The 20,678-nt window shown below is 31.5% G+C and carries 21 protein-coding genes; 7 read left to right on the forward strand and 14 right to left on the reverse strand.

The window, feature by feature from the left end; translation table 11 throughout:
* Window positions 1–208 precede the first annotated feature (208 nt).
* The 3 genes from AC2DGP_RS10780 (at window position 209) to AC2DGP_RS10790 (ending at window position 3,103) form a co-directional block, all read left to right on the forward strand.
* A complete protein-coding gene (locus AC2DGP_RS10780; RefSeq protein WP_484490067.1) occupies window positions 209–568 on the forward strand; it encodes a YraN family protein in 360 nt (119 codons plus the stop codon).
* Between the two features lie 82 nt (window positions 569–650).
* Window positions 651–1,997 (forward strand): 1-acyl-sn-glycerol-3-phosphate acyltransferase, encoded by a 1,347-nt coding sequence (locus tag AC2DGP_RS10785; protein ID WP_484490068.1) that lies wholly within the window; start codon window positions 651–653, stop codon window positions 1,995–1,997.
* Window positions 1,998–2,047: 50 nt separating this feature from the next.
* Window positions 2,048–3,103 (forward strand): hypothetical protein, encoded by a 1,056-nt coding sequence (locus AC2DGP_RS10790; RefSeq protein ID WP_484490069.1) that lies wholly within the window; start codon window positions 2,048–2,050, stop codon window positions 3,101–3,103.
* A gap of 1 nt (window position 3,104) precedes the next feature.
* Here AC2DGP_RS10790 and AC2DGP_RS10795 read toward each other — a convergent pair whose 3' ends face one another.
* Both AC2DGP_RS10795 and AC2DGP_RS10800 read right to left on the reverse strand, forming a co-directional pair.
* A complete protein-coding gene (locus AC2DGP_RS10795) occupies window positions 3,105–4,439 on the reverse strand; it encodes a TlpA family protein disulfide reductase (protein WP_484490070.1) in 1,335 nt (444 codons plus the stop codon).
* A 30-nt stretch (window positions 4,440–4,469) separates the two neighbouring features.
* Window positions 4,470–4,820, reverse strand: a complete 351-nt coding sequence (locus tag AC2DGP_RS10800) for a hypothetical protein (RefSeq protein ID WP_484490071.1) — start codon at window positions 4,818–4,820, stop codon at window positions 4,470–4,472.
* A gap of 120 nt (window positions 4,821–4,940) precedes the next feature.
* Between AC2DGP_RS10800 and AC2DGP_RS10805 the strand changes: the two genes are divergently transcribed.
* Together AC2DGP_RS10805 and AC2DGP_RS10810 are read left to right on the forward strand one after the other, a co-directional pair.
* The gene (locus AC2DGP_RS10805; protein WP_484490072.1) at window positions 4,941–5,465 is read left to right on the forward strand and encodes a CvpA family protein; all 525 of its coding nucleotides are present in this window, start codon (window positions 4,941–4,943) and stop codon (window positions 5,463–5,465) included.
* Between the two features lie 453 nt (window positions 5,466–5,918).
* Window positions 5,919–6,650 (forward strand): LuxR C-terminal-related transcriptional regulator, encoded by a 732-nt coding sequence (locus AC2DGP_RS10810; protein ID WP_484490073.1) that lies wholly within the window; start codon window positions 5,919–5,921, stop codon window positions 6,648–6,650.
* A 2-nt stretch (window positions 6,651–6,652) separates the two neighbouring features.
* On the opposite strand, the gene AC2DGP_RS10815 is transcribed toward AC2DGP_RS10810, so the two are convergent.
* Window positions 6,653–7,567: a TIGR01777 family oxidoreductase gene (locus AC2DGP_RS10815; protein WP_484490074.1), complete on the reverse strand. Its 915-nt coding sequence runs from the start codon at window positions 7,565–7,567 to the stop codon at window positions 6,653–6,655.
* Between the two features lie 112 nt (window positions 7,568–7,679).
* Between AC2DGP_RS10815 and AC2DGP_RS10820 the strand changes: the two genes are divergently transcribed.
* Complete coding sequence (locus AC2DGP_RS10820; RefSeq protein WP_484490075.1) at window positions 7,680–8,519, forward strand: mechanosensitive ion channel family protein; 840 nt, start codon at window positions 7,680–7,682, stop codon at window positions 8,517–8,519.
* A 268-nt stretch (window positions 8,520–8,787) separates the two neighbouring features.
* Here the strand turns inward: AC2DGP_RS10820 and AC2DGP_RS10825 are convergent, their stop codons facing one another.
* The 11 genes from AC2DGP_RS10825 to AC2DGP_RS10875 form a co-directional block, all read right to left on the reverse strand.
* Window positions 8,788–9,231 (reverse strand): hypothetical protein, encoded by a 444-nt coding sequence (locus AC2DGP_RS10825; protein ID WP_484490076.1) that lies wholly within the window; start codon window positions 9,229–9,231, stop codon window positions 8,788–8,790.
* 79 nt (window positions 9,232–9,310) lie between these two features.
* The gene (locus tag AC2DGP_RS10830; protein ID WP_484490077.1) at window positions 9,311–10,138 is read right to left on the reverse strand and encodes an SH3 domain-containing protein; all 828 of its coding nucleotides are present in this window, start codon (window positions 10,136–10,138) and stop codon (window positions 9,311–9,313) included.
* A 4-nt stretch (window positions 10,139–10,142) separates the two neighbouring features.
* Window positions 10,143–11,921: a BatD family protein gene (locus tag AC2DGP_RS10835; protein WP_484490078.1), complete on the reverse strand. Its 1,779-nt coding sequence runs from the start codon at window positions 11,919–11,921 to the stop codon at window positions 10,143–10,145.
* A 30-nt stretch (window positions 11,922–11,951) separates the two neighbouring features.
* Window positions 11,952–12,488, reverse strand: a complete 537-nt coding sequence (locus AC2DGP_RS10840) for a hypothetical protein (protein WP_484490079.1) — start codon at window positions 12,486–12,488, stop codon at window positions 11,952–11,954.
* The gene (locus AC2DGP_RS10845) at window positions 12,488–13,144 is read right to left on the reverse strand and encodes a tetratricopeptide repeat protein (protein WP_484490080.1); all 657 of its coding nucleotides are present in this window, start codon (window positions 13,142–13,144) and stop codon (window positions 12,488–12,490) included. The genes AC2DGP_RS10840 and AC2DGP_RS10845 overlap by 1 nt, the downstream gene beginning before the upstream one ends.
* Window positions 13,145–13,149: 5 nt before the next feature.
* A complete protein-coding gene (locus AC2DGP_RS10850; RefSeq protein WP_484490081.1) occupies window positions 13,150–14,196 on the reverse strand; it encodes a VWA domain-containing protein in 1,047 nt (348 codons plus the stop codon).
* 44 nt (window positions 14,197–14,240) lie between these two features.
* Window positions 14,241–14,597, reverse strand: a complete 357-nt coding sequence (locus tag AC2DGP_RS10855) for a four helix bundle protein (protein WP_484490082.1) — start codon at window positions 14,595–14,597, stop codon at window positions 14,241–14,243.
* 42 nt (window positions 14,598–14,639) lie between these two features.
* Window positions 14,640–15,647: a vWA domain-containing protein gene (locus AC2DGP_RS10860; protein WP_484492500.1), complete on the reverse strand. Its 1,008-nt coding sequence runs from the start codon at window positions 15,645–15,647 to the stop codon at window positions 14,640–14,642.
* A 2-nt stretch (window positions 15,648–15,649) separates the two neighbouring features.
* Complete coding sequence (locus AC2DGP_RS10865; RefSeq protein ID WP_484490083.1) at window positions 15,650–17,248, reverse strand: hypothetical protein; 1,599 nt, start codon at window positions 17,246–17,248, stop codon at window positions 15,650–15,652.
* Between the two features lie 18 nt (window positions 17,249–17,266).
* Window positions 17,267–18,136, reverse strand: a complete 870-nt coding sequence (locus AC2DGP_RS10870; protein ID WP_484490084.1) for a DUF58 domain-containing protein — start codon at window positions 18,134–18,136, stop codon at window positions 17,267–17,269.
* A gap of 65 nt (window positions 18,137–18,201) precedes the next feature.
* Window positions 18,202–19,206 (reverse strand): AAA family ATPase, encoded by a 1,005-nt coding sequence (locus AC2DGP_RS10875; protein ID WP_484490085.1) that lies wholly within the window; start codon window positions 19,204–19,206, stop codon window positions 18,202–18,204.
* A gap of 507 nt (window positions 19,207–19,713) precedes the next feature.
* Here AC2DGP_RS10875 and AC2DGP_RS10880 point away from each other — a divergent pair.
* The gene (locus AC2DGP_RS10880; protein ID WP_484490086.1) at window positions 19,714–20,616 is read left to right on the forward strand and encodes a patatin-like phospholipase family protein; all 903 of its coding nucleotides are present in this window, start codon (window positions 19,714–19,716) and stop codon (window positions 20,614–20,616) included.
* The last annotated feature ends 62 nt before the right edge of the window (window positions 20,617–20,678 follow it).

A 20,678-nucleotide genomic window follows, 5' to 3' on the forward strand; every position in this document is an offset into this window, starting at 1 on the left:
ATTATTATATTAGCAGAACAATTGTATAATATACAATTAATCCAACGGATTTTGAGAATCTATTACCCCCATAGGATTCGAAATAAATCAAATGAATTTTGAATCTAGTACCCCCAAAGGATTCGGTTAACAAATTAAAAACTCCCACTTAGTTGTGGGAGTTTTTGTTTTTATACATTTCATTGATTTTATGTATCTTAAATTAAAAATGGCCAACCATAATGATTTTGGAAAGCAAGGAGAAAAATTAGCTGCAGACTATCTATTAAGGAATAAATACATCCTACTAGAAAAAAATTTTAGATATCGAAAAGCAGAAATTGACTTGATTGCTATAAAAGGCAACGAACTTATAATTGTAGAAGTTAAAGCAAGATCTAGTGATTACTTTGGGAACCCGCAAGATTTTATCTCTCCAAAAAAAATTGAACTCCTAACAGAGGCTGCCAACTATTATGTAATTAATAATGATTTAGATGTTAATGTAAGGTTTGACATTATTTCTGTTTTAAAAAAAAGTGGAAAAACTGAATTGAAACATTTTGAAAATGCTTTTTTACATTTCTGACACGATACAGACAAACAGATACAATTTCACTTTATTAATTTCTGTTTTGTATTTTTACCCAATCCTCAAAACCTAACACAAAATGCTATATAGAGTTTTTAAATTTCTTTTTTACTTCACCACCAAAGCTTATTTCAGATCTCTCTATATAAAAAACAAAAATATAGTTCCCGACAAAGGACCTGTCGTTTTTGCTGTGAACCACACTAGTGCATTTATGGATCCCATTTTATTGGCTACACATATCAAAAGACAGCTTTATTTTTTATCGAGAGGAGATGCTTTTAAAAGTGGTTTTTCTAGATGGCTTTTCCCTAAACTTCATATGATTCCGGTATACAGACCAGATCTTTTTCCGAATGACACACATAAAAACAAACAGGTATTTGAAAAATGTTTTGAACATTTAGAAAACAAAAAAACGGTAATGATATTCCCAGAAGGAATTAGTGAAACTGTGAGAAGACTAAGACCTATAAAAACTGGAATTTCAAGAATTTCATTAGTGTCAGAAGAAAGAAACAACTTTGAATTAGGAGTAGTAATCATCCCTATTGGAATTAATTATTCTAATCCTCATCATTTTAAAAGTGATGTTTTTGTAAAATTCGGAGACCCTATTTCTGTAAAAGATTATAAAGAGCGTTATTTTTCAAACAAAAAACAAACCGTTTTAGAGTTAACAGAAGACATCAAATCTAGCTTAGAAAATGTAACAGTAAATATTGAAGATAAACATCATGAAAAAATAATCCGACAAATTGAAATTCTATACAGAAGTAGGCATAGAGAACTTATTAATGAAGGAGACAAAGCACCTAACGACTTCTACCTATCTCAAGATATTGTAAAAGCTGTTTCTTATTTTTGTGAAAACAAACCAGAGCAATTGAAAAAAATAGAAGTCAAAATGACTTCTTATTTAACCAACTTAAAAAGACTTGGAATACGAGATACTCAAATTAGAAATGAGAATTTGAACTTTAAAAACAGTCTTAATTTTTTATATTTTTTTCTAGGATTCCCATTATTCCTTTATGGTTGTATTTTTAATTTAATTCCTTTTAAAGGAGCAGAATTACTCGCAAAAAAAATCCCTGTAAGAGCAGATTTTGTTGGTTCTATGAAACTTGGATTAGGAATGTTTATCTTTTTAATTTGCTATTTTATTATGACCATCATTATGGGTATTTATACAAATTTTGGATGGGCAATTTTATTTCTTTTAACCCTATACCCTATCGGGCTATTCTCAATAAATTATATTAAAGAATATTTTCAAGTAAGAGGAACCTTAAAATATTTATTTTTGAAAAAAAGAAAATCTGATCTGATCAATGAATTAAAAGAGTTTAGACAAAAAATTGTGGAACAATTAGAGCAAGGCAAAGCTGAATATGAAAGCTTTAGAAACATTGAAAAGAATTAACCAAGAGATCCCCTAATTTTTGTTTAATAAACCCATAAATTTGATAAATTGTGGAAGTAATTTTTGACACCATGAATTTATTTGATCAAAAAAAAAATTTCTCTCAGAAGTTAATCATCCTGCTCTGTTTCATCTTTTTCTATCAAGGATATGCTCAACAAAAAGAAAATTCTTTCAAATTAGGAGGGTTGTTATTTGGAGATGTCTATCATATTTCTCAACATCATTTAGAGGAAGATATTGGAAAAACAGAAGCTGTTTTAAGAAGAGCTTATATCACCTTTGATACCAAAATAAAAAACAAATGGTTCGCCAGAGTTAGAACTGAAACCAACCAAGATGGAAGCTTCGGTGTTTATAATTTTGAAACCGATATTAAAGATTTATTTATAGGCTATAAAACTGAAAGGCATAAAATTACCTTAGGTTTATCTCCTACCAAAACCTATGATCTAATAGAGAATATTTGGGGCCTGCGCTACCTTTTAAGAACACCAATGGATTTACAAGGTGTTGCGAGTAGGGATTTTGGTATTGCATTAGATGGTGCTATTGATAAAAAAGACCGCTTTTTTTATCGTTTCATGATCGGAACTGGACAAGATTTTGGAAATGAAACGGGAGATGGAACCAAAACAATGGTTGGATTTACTTATAAAACCAAACAAAAATATTATTTTGATCTCTATGCCGATTATGAGCGTCTACCAGGAGAAAAAGACAGAAGTACCTATCAATTATTTTCTGGTTTCAAATCCGATGATTTAAGATGGGGAGTTCAATATTCTCATCAATTTAGACAGCTAGACCCTGCTTTAGAACTACTTTCTGGGTTTATTGTAAAAAAGATTCATAAAAACATTGCTGCTGTAGGTAGAATTGATAGAATTATGGAACCTAGCCCGAATGGAAACAACATTTCCTATATTCCATTTGACCCAAGTACCAAAGCTACTTTATTTATCGTAGGAACCGAAATCCCAATCACTTCCTACTTTTTAATTCATCCTAATATTATTTTCACAACCTACGATACCATTGCTGGACAAGCTACCCCCAACAATGATTTAATGCTTCGATGTACGGTGTTTTTAAATTTAGAATAAACTACTGTTGCAGCGCTTTTATATTTTCTTTCAATGCTGAAAAATTATCTGGCAAAGCTATTATTCGCTTGTTGGCGTTTAATAAAATAAAAGTTGGTGTAGATTCTATGCTGTAAGACTGGGCAATTTCATTTTTCCATTTCCCCATTCCTAAAACATGCTCCCAACCTTTAAAATTTGGTACTAATTTTTTAAAATCTGTATCTTCTTTTTCTAAGGCTACTGCAACCACTTGAATATCCTTATAGTCTTCTAAAAAACGATACAACTCTGGCAACTGTTTTTTACAATGAGAACAACCTGTACTCCAAAAAACAACAACATAGTTTTTATGCGTATTTAACGTAGACAACTGTTTATTTTTACCCCATTTAAAGTCTGGTGCTATTGCTCCTACAACCACAGATATTTTAGCTAACGTTTCAGAAATATATCCATCGCTTTGCAATTCTTTGGGTAAGTTTTTATAGTAATTATCAAGTACATACCTTACAATTTCAGTATCTTCCGTTTTTACAAACTCCTCGATAATAATTTGAATCAGATCTTTTTGAAGACTCGTTTTTTTAGGAATTTCAATTACATTTTTTATCGATTCTTTATATAAGTTTTGTTGGACCGATTTATCTTGAGAATAATTCAAATTGAAAATATAGTCGATCGTTCTATCTACCAAAAAGGAAGAATTAATCAAAATAGGATCTTGAAAATCTATATGTTCAAAAAAGTTAATTTTTATATTCTCTAAATATGCTTGTGGAGCCTCCACTACTGTTTTTGAATTATATCGTTGTGTAGCCTGAATAAAATTAAAGGCCAACATACTTTTTGATTTGTTTTGATACTCCTTTTGAAGGTCTTTTAACTCATAATACGTTTCTTGATAGGTAGTAGCCGTAGATTGTCTAGGATCTCTAAAATAAGCTATCTGCAGGGAATCTAAATATTGTTGTGCTCCTAAAATATTCACCAAATATTCTTGGTACATTTTATTTTCTCTAGACTTCTCATATACCACGCTTTCCTCAGGATAATCCGGATTAAATTTTAAAGTAACATCTTCTTTATTATACAAAAAGTCTAAAAATCCTTCTCCTTTTAACCTGTACACAATTCTATACATTCCTGAAGAAGCCTCTTTGGGCATTTCAAAATAAAACGACTTATTATCTATTTTTGTGTTTTTTATATAATGTTGTCTACCATCTTTGATCTGGTATAGCATCACCCATTTGATATCTTTAGAAAAAGGTTCAAAAGTTCCTTTCAATTGTTTTTGTGCAAAAGACATCAAAGAACACAGAACTAAAATAAAAAGTATTTTTTTTTTCATCATAACACACATAATTCAAATATCAAACCAAAACTATTCTTCTTCAGAAGAAAAATATTTTACGATGGCTTCTTTCATTAAAATCGATTGTTCTCCAGGTTTTAACGGAGGTAATTCTTCTAAGACTTTATAATGTGGCCAACCATCTGGATCTATAAAATCAAACTCATAGTACCCATATGGCTCAAGTAATCTACATATTGCAATATGCATTAGGTTTACTTTTTCATCTTTTTTAAAAGATTGAATCCCTTTTCCCAGCTCTTGTACTCCAATTAAATAAACGATAGAATCTAAATCTAGCATATCTCCATCCGCAAATTTATCCGAAAGAAATTTCACTACAGACTCCCATTGTTCCTTCAATTCTATATCTCTAGACATCTTAATAATTTTGAAAGCAAAGATACATCAAAAGACTATTAATTCTCCTGTCAATTGTTTGAACTAAAACTAGAAAACTTTAACTTATCTTTGAAAACCAAAACGCATCATTTTATTTCAATGAATACATTTGATATTATTATTGCTACCCTATTACTTTTCGGTTTTATCCGAGGAGTTTTTAAAGGATTATTTGTAGAAATAGCTTCTCTAGTAGCGCTCATAGGAGGCGTCTACGGAGCAATGCATTTTTCGTTTTATGCAGGCGATTTTCTAAAAAAACAATTCGATTGGGATGAACAATATATTTCTTATGCCGCTTTTGCAGTTACTTTTATTGGAATTGTTGTAGCCGTTTCTTTGGCAGGAAAATTACTTACCAAAATAGCAAGTTTTGCCGCATTAGGAATTCTAAATAGAATTCTAGGAGGTATCTTTGGATTTCTAAAAATAGCCTTTATATTAAGTGTCATTCTCTCCTTTTTTATGAAAATGAATAATACTATTCCGTTTGTAAGTAAAGAACAACTGAAAGCTTCTATATTTATAGAGCCCGTTAAAAATTTGGCACCTACAATATTTCCTAATTATTTTAATAACACGCAAACCCCTTCTTTAGAAGAAATTATTTCAAACGAAATATAATTGAGTGTTATTTGAATACTATAATAGGCTTATCATAGTACAACTTTTCATTGTTCATATGGCAGTAGGTTTTATCTAACTCATTCATTAGACTAAAATCCCTTTAAACTAAGGATCAATGATATTTGTGAACTTAATTTTTACTTAATTTAAATAACGATTAAACTTCTTTCCTTTGATTCATTTCTAAAAAGTTGAAAACCTTCATTATCAATATTTATAGCACAAAAAAAGCGACCTAAAAAAGGTCGCTTAATTCTCGTTCATAGCGATTTTGATAACGAATAATTGAAAAAACTTCAATTTAATAATGTCAATAGCATCCAATTTTACCCCTAAAACGAATTATTTTTTCCATATTTGTGTAAAAGCTTAATATCATTCGTTAACAATGGTAAAATTATATAATTAGGTTTATACGGGCAACTGTGTAAATACGCAAGTTTTTTGACTATGAAAAAAGAAAACGAACCAACAATACAATCTGTTGTTACTGAACAGCCGATTGACATCCATTGTGATGAGTACAAACATTACGATAAAATAATTCAACGCTTTCCAAAACAAGCGGTCTATATTTATTCGTTTTCAGAACAACGAATGGTTTTTGCTGCCGGATGGAAAGATGTTTTAGGATATGAAGACAGTGAGATCAATATGATGCTTATTGTTAATTCTGCCGCTGCTCAATATTCACAATCATTGAATGAGCTCAACAACAAAGCATGGTATTTTTTAAGTACAAAAACAGAAAAACTAGAAGAATATAGCTTTACTTACGAAATCCAAAGATATCATAAAGACGGATCTGAGGTGCCTGTTTTTTCTACAGTAGGCGTACATAAAGCCGTGAACGGAAAAGTGGATCAAATTATTGGAATTACTCAAATTGTTCCTTCTTTAAAGTTTGGAAAAGTGATGCAATTTGCAACCTATGGTCCAGAAAAAGAAGAATTCGAAGATAGTTTAAGCAAAGAGATTTTTCATCATTTTGCCATCTCAAGAAAAGAAAAAGAAGCCCTTCAATTGGCATCAAAAGGATATGCTTTTAAAGAAATTGCTAACAAGTTAGGAGTTTCTCAATCTGCTATTGAAAAACGAATCATTCCTATGTACAAACGATTTAACGTAAAAAGTTTAACTCATTTAATTAGTTTTGCATACGACAATCATGTTTTGCCGTAAACTTACCTCTTAAATAAATTCTCTAGTGCACTATTTACATCAGGAAAATTAAATTCAAATCCAACGTTTTTAATTTTTTCTGAGGAAACTCTGCTTCCTTTAGTCAAAATAACAGCCATCTCTCCAAAAAATAGTTTCAACACCCATTGAGGAACTTTTGGCATAAAGAAAGGTCTATTTAACGCCTTTGCTAAAGATTTGGAAAGTTCTTCATTATTTAAATCATCACCAACAACAGCATTGTACGGGCCAGAAACATTTGAGTTTTCTAAAGCAAACAAATACATCTTACAAAGATCATCTATATGGATCCATGGTGTATATTGCTTTCCGCTACCTAATGCAGATCCCAATCCAAATTTAAAAGGAAGAAGCATTTTTGCAATGGCACCCTGATCTTTGGCAAATACAATTCCAGTTCGCAAAGCCACAGTTCTTATCCCCATTGAATTCATTTGAAAAATTACAGATTCCCATTCAGAGCATACATTAGACAAAAAATCTGTATCAGATTCATCGTTTTCTGCATAAATATTTCTCGTTGTTTTGCTTCCATAAATCCCCGTTGCGGATGCAGAAATAAAACTTTTAACATTATGACTTTCTTTACTTAGTAAATCATAAAGTAACTCTGTAGATTTTACTCTACTTTGTAAAATTTTATCTTTTCTAGAATTCGTCCATTTTGATGCTGCAACATTCTCACCAGAAAGATGAATAATTGTTTGAACTTTGAAGAGACATGTTCTATCGATGAGTTTGTTTTCAATATCCCACAAAAAATAAGAAACATCTTTCGTATTTTCTCTGATACTTCTAGATAATATTGAAACTCTATAACCTTTAGAAAGTAGGTATTTAGTTAAGTATTGCCCAACAAAACCAGTTCCTCCAGTAATTAACACTCGATTCATCATTAGGTAAATGTAATAAACTCCAAGCTGAAATTTATGAACATATGTTAGGATTTGATAACATAATTTGTTTGAATAATTGATTTATATTTGTATTTCAACTTAAAAATTTATTATGGATATAGAAGAAATGAACACTACGTTTGAAAGTATCAAAACACAAACTGTAGAAATCGTAAGTGAGTATGGTTTAAAATTAATTGGTGCCATCGCTGTTTGGATCATTGGATCTATGATTGTTAAATCAATGGTGAACGCTTTTGATAAGGTTTTAGACAAATCAAAAACGGATCCTTCTTTAAAACCTTTCTTGAAAAGTATTGTAGGAGTATTGCTAAAAGCGCTACTTGTTATTACAGTATTAACGATGCTTGGTATTGAAATGACTTCTTTTGTTGCTATTTTGGGAGCCGCTGGTTTAGCTGTTGGTATGGCTTTGTCTGGTACTTTGCAAAATTTTGCTGGAGGTGTTATGATTTTAATTTTCAAACCTTTTAAGGTTGGTGATTTTATTGATGCACAAGGATATACAGGTGTTGTTTCTGAAATTCAGATTTTCAATACAATTCTGAAAACTTTAGATAACAAAACGATCATTATTCCAAACGGTGGTTTATCTACTTCTTCTATGACGAATTATTCAGTAGAAGCTTTTAGAAGAGTTGATTTTACTTTTGGAGTTGGCTATGGTGATAGTACAGAAAAAACAAAAGAAGTATTGAATGGTTTAATTGCCGCAGACAAAAGAATTTTATCTGGTGGAGATCATGATTCATTTGTTGCTGTTTCAGGATTAGGTGATAGTTCTGTTGATTTTGTAGTTCGTGTATGGGTAAAAGCAGAAGACTATTGGGGAGTATTTTTTGACATGAATGAAAATGTTTACAACACGTTCAATAAAGAAGGATTAAATATTCCTTATCCACAAATGGATGTGCATGTTCACAAGAGCTAATAAAAACAACCTATCCTCCTCATTTTAAAAAGAGGGACCATATATAAAAGCCTTAAGTTATCTTAAGGCTTTTTTTATTGCTTTTAAAACGGTTTATTTCCAAAAGACACATCAGATTAATACTTTTCATAAAAACGTCTAAAACAGCTTTAAATTCCGCGTTTAGCTGTACATGTCTCAAAACATTTTCTTCTATAAAAACTAACATAACGACATAAAAAAAGCCTTGCTCGTTTGAGCAAGGCTTTTTGTAATTTTATAAAGCATCTTACATGTGAATACCTACACCTAGGCTTCCTCCACTGTTTCCAGCTTCTAAAATGATACCCCATGTTTGGTTGAATTTATATTCACCACCAATATGCAGGTTCCACGACAAATCACTATTGTAGTCATTCGCAATTCCGATGTTAAAACCAGCTCCTACACCACCCCAGATATCCCAAGGCTCATTTAATTTTAATAAAGAATCAAAGTAGTAATCCACTCTTGCTCCTGCTTTAATATAATCAAAGTCAAAAGGAATAGTTGCTTCAGGAGAAATTGTCCAGTTCTTAGCCAATGGAATCTCATAGTTACCTGTAACTGAAGAGTTATTTCCAAAAGTAGCAAAAAGGTTCAACGCTCCTCCGTAAGATTCTTGAGCAGACATAGTAGATGATGCTCCAAAAGCGAAGACACAAAATAAAGTAATTCTTAGTAATTTTTTCATGTTTGTTAAATATTAGTTAATAACAACACGAATATAGGAAAAAAATAAACTTAGAATAAAAAATTCGCAAAAAATAACATTACAAAATCTTTAAACTTTCTGCTAAAATCCAACCGGTTTTACCATCAGATAATTTGATTTTTTTCCAAATATCTACCTCATCTAAAACCTTAACTTTTAACCCTTCATGAATCTCAAACACCTCTTGCCCAGATGTTAAAGGAGCATCTTTAACACTCGTTTTTTCATCAAAAACGATCGCTTCTATTGTTGAAATACTTGTATCGTATTGCTTAATAGTAAACAGCAAACTAAAAATTAATATCAAACAGCTTAAAATACTGGTAATAAAATAGGCTCTTTTTCTCGTAGGGATGTAAGAAAAATAGAAAAACAAGAAGAACAAACAGGTCAATATAGAAGCAGACGTGGCAATATATGCCCATTGATCAAAAGACAATTGCTGAATTATATTTTCTTCTAAGTTCTGAAAAAACGTTTTTGGCAAAACTTCAATTGCATCAATAGTCATCCTATTAGCAAACACCAAATTATTTGCTGCATCACTATTTTGAGGATTTAACAACAAAGCTTTTTCTAAATTATAAATGGTAGGTGCTACTTTATTTATTTTATAGTACGCATTACCCAGGTTGTAATACAATTCTGAAGAAACCATCCCGCTGGCTTCTATTTGTTCATACAGACCTATAGCCTCAACATATTTCTCATTTCTGTATAACTCATTCGCTTGTTTGAATACTTCTGAATCGCTTTGAGCAAATGAATTTGAAAATGCAAAAAATAAAACCAAACATATTTTTATTATTTTAAACCCAACCAACGGTAAAGCATACTTTTTCAAAGTAGCTTTTGCTTTCCCTATTTCTTTTAAAAAACCAATCATAATCTTATAATTGTTTATCCATTTTGGTAATTACCTCTTTCGCCTTATGGTACTCCTCCTCCATCATTACACTTGTAACAGGTGCATATCTTGCAAAATCACAATCGTCTAAGACAGCAATAAAGCTTTTAATTATTTCTTGATCAACTCCTTTACTCATCAACAACTCAGAAATTCGTTCTTTGCTAATTTCATTGGTTTCAATTTGTAATTTAGCTTTCAAATAATTATGCAATGCTTTTTCCAAAGCAATATAAAAGGCTTCTTTTTGACCCAATAATTTTTTCGCTTGAGAAAGAAACTTTCTTGCAAGTTTATCCGCCTTTCTTGTTCTGTTTCCTATGAGGTCATTGGCTCTTTCTTTTTGTTTTTTACCAATAACAATAGCAATTGGAATGGCTAAAAACGGTAAAAACAACAATAAGTAAAATAAATTAGACTTAAAGAAATCCTTTTTTTCTATCCTTGCTAAATCCGTTTTTTGCTGTATGTATTTAAAGGAACTATTAGCCGTAACAACCTGTTTATTGATGCTATTATCAGCTTGCTGACCTTGATCTGAATTGGTAACCAAACTTTTTCCTTCTGTTACGTTTACAAATAAATTATCAGAAATTATACTATGGTATTTTTTATCTTTTGGATTAAAGTATGAGAACGAAACTGGGGGTATTTTATACTTCCCTTTAAATTGTGGAACTACGGTATAAGCATCAGAAATATCACCACGTAAACCTTTGGTACCTGAAACTGAAATCCTCAAGTTTTCACCATGCTCTGGTGTATACACTTCCAACTCTTGAGGTGTAACAACTTTTGGAATTTCAAATAATTTTAAATTTCCCTTCCCAGAAACAACTACTTTTAATTGCGTAGATTCATTGGCTTTTAAACTTTCTTTACTCGTTGTTACCGACATATCAAAATCTCCAACAGCCCCATTAAAATCGGCTGGTTTTCCTTCAATTGGTAACTCTTTAACTTTAATCGTCTTTTTAAAAGTTTTAAAATTCTTTCTGATATTTCTAGTAATAGGATTCCCAAAAAAGTCTCCTCTACCAGTAGGCACTCCAATTATCAGATCTGAACTTAAAGGTTCTAAAGCTAGCTTTCCTGATTTTTGCGGAATTAAAACTGCTTTTTTAATCGTAAAGTATCTATAATCTTCCCCTTTAAATTTTCCGTTTTTAACCTGAATCTGATCAATTTTTATATCTTGATTCCAGAATCCTTTAAACTCTGGTAACTCTTTAATATCAAAATCACTAATGGCAATATTATTACTAAAATACAATCTGTATTCCACATAGATTCCTTCTCCTAAATAGGGACTCGCATTGGAAACCATTACCTCTAAGTGCACATTTTTATCTGCAATATAATTCGGATCATTTGGATCCTTAGGCATTTCAATGGCATCAACCACTAAAACATCTACTGGGTTTGATTTTATAAGTTCCCCTCTGTACTCAATAGTTGCTCCAGAAACAGTTAACTTTCCTTTCCTTTTCGGGGCCACTATATAACTATAAGATTGGGAATAGGTAACCTTCCCGTTAATCCAAGATTGATTGACAGATTGACTAGGCCCTCCAACAACTTCAAAGCCATTAAAACTAGGTGGAGAAAAATTATCTGCACCTTGTTTGTTTACGGTAAACTCAACTCTTAAACGCTGATTTAGTCCGAGTTTATTTTTACTCACTTTAGTAGATAACTCAATTTGAGCCAACACGCTTTGTGTAAGTACTAATAAAAATATATATGTTAATTTAAATTTCATTTCTAAACTCCAATTCTTTTTTGATAAAAACTACCAGTCTTTTTCTTGCTGAACTTTTTTACCTTTTACTTTCTGAGCATTTACTTTTTTCTGAGTTTTAGCCTCCTCATTATTCATGGTTTCTAGCAACTGTTTTATTTGTTGAGGAGTCATCTGACCTTGTTGCGGCTGTGCCTGCTGCTTTTGTTCTTCTTTCTTTTTGTTTTCAGAATCCTTGTTTTGATCGTCTTTATTTTGATCTTTATTCTGGTTATCCTGCTTATTTTGATCTTGTTCGTTTTCTTTTTTGTCGTTGTTTTCCTTGTCCTCTTTATTTTTCTTTTTATCCCCGTTCTGATCTTCTTTTTGATCTTTTTTCTTCTTTTCCTCAACCAATGCTTTCTTTAGTTGATTCAATTTTTGGTCATTAGGAAACTTTTTTAAGCCCTTATCAATCGTTGCCATTGCTTTATCAATTTCACTATGAATAAAATCCTTTGCACCTGAATTGAAATAGCCCTGTGCACTAGTTTGAGAATTGACCACCAAGCCAATCATCATAAAAAACATAAATACGATTGCTTTCATTATTTTGTTTCTATTTTAATTACCGACTCAATTTTTTTCATAAAATCCTTGTAGTTTGCCACTGTTGGATCTTTTTCTAAAGCACCATCCAATAATTTCAAGGCCTTATCAAACTGATAGGCTTCAATTAATTTATCCGCCTGTTTCTTCATTCTTTTAGCATAGTCTGAAGGAGGTGGTGGATTGTTCTTTTTGTCGTCTTCCTGTTGTTGTTTTAATTTTTCACGAGCAAAAGCCAAGTTGTACCTAGTCTCATCATCAGAAGGATTGTTGCGTAAACTTTTTTTATACGCCTCAATGGCTTTGCTATATTCTTTTTCTTTTAAATGCGCATTTCCAATATTATGATATGCTGCCGCCTTTTCAAATTTATTTTCAGTACCTGTCGCAGCTAATTCGTACTGAGGAATGGCTTCTTTATAATTCTTTTGAGCGTACAAGGTATTCCCTAAGTTAAATGAACTTTTAAAATAAGTACCTGCCTGAGCAGTAGCTTTTTTATAGGCAATTGCGGCATCAGCATATTTTTCAGCTGTATATAAAGCGTTACCTTCTCTTACAAAACTCCTTGCCAATCTTTGCTGTACAATAGAATCCTGCTGCGCTTTCATAGAAAAGCACACCAAGCATAAAACAACCCATTGTAGAATTTTCATAAATATTATTTTTTAAATTCCTTTTCTTTAAATAAATCAACCTTTTGAAGCCATTTCGTTTTCTTTTCTAAAAAGAAAATATCAATGATAAAAAACAACAATCCGATACCAACAAACCATTGAAATTGGTCTTTATAATCAGAAAATTGTTTCGTTTCAAATTCATGTTTTTGTGCATTAGATACTACATCGATTAAACTTTCTACAGGTTTTGCCGTCAGGTTTCCATCTACATAAAGTCCATCTGCCTTATTTGCAATTTCTTTTAAAACATTAGGTACTCTATGTGTAATAACCACTTCTCCTTTTCTGTCCTTTTTATAACCAACCAAGCTTCCTTTACTACGTAATGGTATTGGACCTCCTTTCTCTGTTCCCACCCCTACAGTATACACTTTGATGCCTTCTCGTGCTAAATCTTCTGCCTTTGCTATGGTATTTTTTTCATGATCTTCTCCATCAGAAATAATAACTAAAAACTTATTGGTTTGTTCATCATTATTATAATAGGTTTTTGCCAAATCTAAAGCCTCATTAATTGCAGTTCCTTGACTAGATACCATATCAGGGTTTGCATTTTGTAAAAACATATTAGCAGATGCGTGGTCGGTAGTAATTGGCAATAAAGGATAGGAGTTCCCTGCATACACGATAATACCTACTCTATCACTTCCTAATTTCTCAATGGTTTTAGAAATAATTTGTTTAGACTTTTCTAATCTATTTGGAGCAATATCTTCCGCCAACATACTTTTAGATACATCCAATGCAAACACAATATCAACACCTTCTCTCTTAACCGTTTTTAATTTGATTCCCATTTTTGGGTTTACCAATGAAAGGATTAAAAAAGAAACACCAATCAATAAAAAAACCAACTTTAAGGTCGCCTTAAAAAAAGAATAATTTGGAGCTATTTTTTCTAATAAATCTAAAGAAGCGAATTTCTTTTGCGTACGCTTTTTCCACCATAGTGCCATGACGAAAATTACAATTACCACGGGAATAATTGCAAAAAGATAAAAATATATAGGTTCTTCTAACTTGTACATTTCTTAATTTGAACTGTTTTTTGTTTAATTGTTTAAACGTTAAATTATACTTGTGTTTTTCTTAATGCGTTTAACATATTAGATATTTTCTCAATTTGATATCTCAATTCTAAAAATACATCTTCATTTATATAATTTAATTCTTTTGCTATAATTAATTGATTCAAAACCTCCATACAAGAGCTGTAAGCTATAACAGTAAAATGAGCTTTATCTTTATTCGTTACCCTCGAAGTTCCTTCTGCTAAATTGGAAGAAATAGAAACACTTGCCCTACGTAACTGACTTGTCAATCCAAATTTTTCTTCATTAGAAAATGTAGAAGTTATTTTATAAATATTTTTAGAAAGCTGAATAGCCTCCTTCCAAACTTCTAATTTTTCAAATGAAAAAACATACATACGATTACACTTTTTTTAACATTTCAACTATTCAACTTATGTCTAAATAAAACTTTTAAACAAGGTGTTTCTTAAAACGTATTCCAATAAAAACAACACCAAAGCAGCAATCACATAGATTCTGTACTCCTCTTGGTAATTGTAATATTTAAACTCTTCTATTTTAGTTTTTTCTAATTTGTTAATTTCTTCATAGATAGATTCTAACTTCAAATTATTTGTCGCTCTAAAATATTTTCCATTAGTTTCCGAAGCAATATGTCTCAATAAATCTTCATCAATTTCAACTTTTTGACGACGGTATAATAAATTTCCAGCTCTATCCTTTGCGTATGGAAAAGGAGCCATTCCGTTGGTTCCTATTCCAATGGTGTACACCTTAATGTTTAATTCTTTTGCTAATTCTGTTGCGGTTCTAGGATCAATAAATCCAGCTGTATTTACTCCATCTGTTAACAAAATAACAACCTTGCTTTTCGCCTTGCTATCCTTTAATCTATTGATAGCAGACCCTAATCCCATCCCAATAGCCGTTCCATCTTCTATTTGTCCATATTGGATTTCAGAAATAGTTCTTGCCACAATCCCTTTATCACTTGTAATAGGAGTTTGGGTAAAACTCTCTCCGGCATAAACAACTATTCCAATTCTATCATTAGGTCGTTTTTCAACAAAGTCAGCCGCAACCTCCTTTAATGCCTCTAGTCTATTCGGCTTTAAATCCTTTGCCAACATACTACCAGAAACATCAATAGCCATAACAATATCAATTCCTTTATTTGATTTTGTTTTTCTGCTAACCTCAACATTCCTTGGTCTTGCCAATGCAATAAACAACAACGCTACAGCAACAATTTTTAAAACATATAACAATGGCTTTAATTGCGCTAAAATTGATTTTTTTAATTTAAAACCAGAAACTGTAGTGACCGTTAAAGAAGCAGTGCTTTTTTTATGACTTAAATAAAACCACAAGATCAAAAATGGTATGATCAATAAACCCCATAAAAATAGAGGTGTTTCAAATTCAAAATTTGTCCAATTCCCCATCATTATTCGTTTTCAAATTTTATGGATTGAATCACAGTTTCCATCGTTGTTTGCACATCGGTATCCTCAAAATTACCATTGGTAAATACTTGCCAAATTTTATTTTCTTGAGAAAAACCTAATAAATTAAAACCTTTCTTTACACCATTACTTACATAACTTCCCTTTAAATAAACTCCATGCACTTCTTCTCCAAAAGAGGCTGGCTGTCTTTCAAATTCAAGGTCTTCAATTTTTTGAGTCTTTTCTAGATTGCCTATTGTACTCTGTACTACTTGTTCTACATCTGGGTTTATCTGTTCCGCATAAACTAAAGTTGTTACCGATATTTCAGAATTTTGAGAAGGATCTTCATAACTATAAATTTTCAACTCAGACATGACACTCTGAATTTGAGCAGGCACCTCATCAGACTTTAACTCAATTGTTCCCGGAGCTGTCAATATTAATGCTGGAGAACCAAAAGATTGACGACTCCATCCATCAGACTCAACCTCTTCAGTAGGCAACGTATTTGCACCTTTTTTAATTTGAGCCGTTTGATAAATTTGGTAGCCAAAAAAGCCTACAACCACGGCAGCAAATATTATAATTGCAATAAATATCTTAGATCGCTTACTTAAATTTTTCAATGAGAATTCTTTTTTCGGCTTGCTTTCTTTTGCAATACTTTCTTCAATTTTTCTTTGCTCTTCAGCATAAGAATCTAGCAATGGTTTCATTTCATCAATCAATGAAGCTGCAACATTTCTGTCGTTTTTAATTTCACCAGAGCTCGGTCTTAACTTAGCAAACTTCACAAAGTCGGCATGCTGTAAAAATGCTTGTAGTTGTGTTATTGATTCTTTCGTAATTCCAATATTTTTAGCACTATTTTGATCCTTTAACAAAGTAATCAACTCATCTGTAGTAGCTTCTAACGTATGAACATTTACTTCTTTTCCTAGATAAACTCTTATAATTTCTGTAAGTTCTATATAATATTCCTTAATCTGATTATTTTCTAATAGATCTTTTTCATCCAAATGACTGAACTTTTGAATTGCTTCTTGATAAGCCGGAATGCTTTTTTTCTTAGCCTTTGTTTTCTTAGCTTTTTTCTGAAACAAGAAATACAAACTAGCCAACAAAATTAAACAACCCACTATCAAATAAAACCAATTGAAATAGGGTTTAAAATCATCAAAAACCATAGGTTCTTCGGCTATGGTTTTAATTGGAAATGCTTTTTGTTTTACAGTATCTACTGCTACATTTGCAACATTGATCAATAAGGAATCTGTGAAATACGTTTTGTTTTTTATAAAAACCTGTTGTTTTGGAATATAAAAACTTCCACTATCAAACCCGGTTAATACATACTTCTTGACAAGCTTATTTTTAAGCGTATCTATTTTTTCAGATCCTACAACTTCTATCAATCCTAAATTTGAAAGAATAGGAAATGTTATATCTGTTTTTTTATCAACCGATATCTTATATTCAAACTGTTCTCCAATTCTGATTTGCGTTGTATCAATGGCAACCAAAATTTTAGGTTCTTGTTGCGAGAAGCCCAAAAAGACGCTGAATAAAAATAAATATATTATGCTTTTTTTCATTTTAAATAATACTACTTATTACTTTCCTTTTTGTTTGAAATACCCCAACAATTTTTTCACGTAACTTTCGTCAACTTGAGTACTAATGGTACCTGCTCCACTTTTACTAAAAGTAGTTTCATAAAATTTTGTCAGCTCAATAAAGTTAGCCTTGTAAGCATTTCTTACCGCTTTTGAGCCTGTATTTACGATTACCTTTTCTCCTGTTTCTGAATCTAACATTGGAACCAGTCCAAGGTTTGGGATTTCTGTATCGTGTTTATCATACACACGAACTCCTGTTACATCATGTTTTTTACCTAAAATTTTTAAAGTTTGCTCATAGGAATTATCCATAAAATCAGACAAAACAAAAACAATGGCTTTTTTAGTCATGACATTCGACAAATACTTTAAAGCTTCATCAATATTCGTTTTTTTACTTTGAGGTTGAAACTCTATCAATTCTCTAATAATTCTTAAAACATGACTTTTTCCTTTTTTAGGAGGAATAAATAATTCAACAGAGTCTGAAAATAAAATCAACCCTACTTTATCATTGTTTTGAATTGCAGAAAAAGCCAAAGTAGCGGCTATTTCAGTAATTGTATCTTTTTTAAACTGAGAAGTTGTACCAAATAATTGAGATCCACTAATATCAACCACCAACATCATGGTAAGCTCTCGCTCTTCTTCAAATACTTTTATATAGGGTTGATTGTACCTTGCGGTAACATTCCAATCAATATTTCGAACATCATCCCCAAACTGATACTCACGTACTTCACTAAAAGTCATACCACGCCCTTTGAAAGAACTATGATATTCCCCTGAAAAAATATGATCTGAAAGTCGACGCGTTTTGATTTCTATTTTGCGGACTTTTTTAAGTATCTCTTTTGTTTCCAATTTTAGGTATGTAATTGTTTAAATCTTGAACCACTCAATGCATAAATCCTGTACAAAACAAAATTTTAAGGCACTTCAATTTCGTTTACAATCTTGTTGATAATGTCTACAGAAGTTACATTTTCTGCTTCCGCTTCATAGGTAATCCCTATTCTATGACGTAAAATATCGTAAACAACCGCTCTAACATCTTCAGGAATTACATAACCTCTTCTTTTGATAAAAGCATAACACTTGGCTGCTTGAGCCAAACTAATACTTCCACGAGGAGACGCTCCAAAGCTGATCAATGGTTTTAAATCCGATAAATTATATTTTTCTGGATAACGTGTTGCAAAGATAATATCAAGAATATATTTCTCAATTTTCTCATCCATATACACTTCTTTTACAGAAGCTCTTGCTTTTACAATTTGTTCTAAAGAAACTACTGGGTTCACCTTAGAAAAACCTCCTGATAAATTCTGACGCATTATTAACTGCTCATCCTCTAACTTTGGGTAATCAATTACAACTTTTAACATAAAACGGTCTACCTGCGCCTCTGGCAAAGTATATGTTCCTTCTTGCTCAACTGGGTTTTGTGTTGCCATTACCAAAAATGGCTCTTGTAATGGAAATGTTTCTTCTCCAATAGTTACCTGTCTCTCTTGCATCGCCTCTAACAAAGCAGACTGAACTTTTGCCGGTGCTCTGTTTATCTCATCTGCCAATACAAAGTTTGCAAAAATAGGTCCCTTTTTAATTTCGAACTTATTTTCCTTCATATTATAAATCATAGTACCCACAACATCTGCAGGTAATAAATCTGGCGTAAATTGAATTCTACTAAAACCTCCATCAACAGCTTTTGATAAAGTGTTTATGGCAAGTGTTTTTGCCAATCCAGGAACCCCTTCTAACAAAATATGTCCATTTCCTAACAAACCAATCAACAGACGATCAATCATGTGTTTTTGACCGACAATTACTTTATTCATTTCAGATTTTAACAAATCTATAAAAGCACTTTCCTTTTCAATTTTTTCATTGATTGCTCTAATATCAACGTTGGTGTTTTGATCTTCCATTTTATTAAATATAATTTACTATCAAATTCAATTTATTCTGAGTTTGACAAAACTAATATTTTATTCCAATGACACTGTTAAAATTTGGTTAAAGAACCGCGTAAAACCTAGACTTCTTAACCTAAGAAAAAACTAAAATCATTCATTTCTAAGGACTTGTGTTAAAAAAATGTTATCTTTTTCTTTGTAGTATCATTATATTTCACAATATTTGTGACAACCAACAAAAATTAACTAAACCAAACTAACATGAAAAAGGAGGCTGATACAGTCTCCTTTTTTTGCGTTTATACCTAAACAAACCCAGGTTTTAAGCTACCTAATCGCAGGTTTAATTATTATTTTATTCGTTGCTAACTCCGCTAATTTGTGCTAATTAAAACTTAAAATTGTCTATTTTTAAAATCTTCTGAATTAGAAGAAATTCAACTTTTAAATAAAAATAGGGACAAGTAAATTTAATTGACCTATTTTTCAGTCTATAATCAACGATTAAAATTGCCATTTATGAAAGATTCAAAGAAAAAAAGTGTATCCCTAATTTTAGGAAGTGGTGGTGCTAGAGGTTTAGCACATATTGGTGTTATCCAGTGGTTAGAAAAAAATAATTTCGAAATTAAATCTATATCAGGATGCTCTATTGGATCTTTAATTGGAGGAGTATATGCAGCCGGAAAACTGAAACAACTTACTGAGTGGATGCTTGCCTTGAATAAAACGGATATTGCTTCTTTATTAGATTTTTCTTGGGGAAATAGCGGTGGTATTTTTAAAGGAGACAAAATAATCAATACGCTGATCGGCTTTTTAGAAGATATTCAAATAGAACAATTAAGCATTCCATTTACGGCTGTTGCTACGGATATCATTACAGAAAAAGAAGTCTGGATTAATTCTGGTTCTCTATTTGAAGCAATTAGGGCTTCTATATCATTACCTCTTTTTTTTACTCCAGTTCCCTATGGAGAGGCTGTACTCATTGATGGAGGCGTACTAAACCCTGTTCCGATTGCTCCTACTTTTAACGATGATACAGATATTACTATTGCGGTTAACCTTGGTGGTGCTCCCCTTAAAATAAAACCAGAACAGTTTGATGGAATTGATAACGATTTCAATATTTCAAAAATCCAAAATCAAATCAAAAACTTCTTAGAAACTAACAATATCACCACGGCAAGTGACCCTGCAAAAAGTTTAAGTATATACGAAGTTGCTGATAGGGCTTTTGATACAATGCAAAGTACTATTGCAAGACAAAAAATAGCCGCATATCCGCCCGATATTGAAATAGAAATAGCAAGAAATGCCTGTGGTACTTTAGAATTTGATAAAGCTGCTGAAATGATTGCTTTAGGTTTTCAAAAAGCACAAAACACCTATGAAAATTTGGAAGACGTTAATTTTTAAATTCATAACCAAACATATCAAAGCGCTATTTTTTAGTTAAAAACTAAGAAACTCTAATTTGA

This window comes from Flavicella sp. IMCC45537 (genome assembly GCF_057197705.1).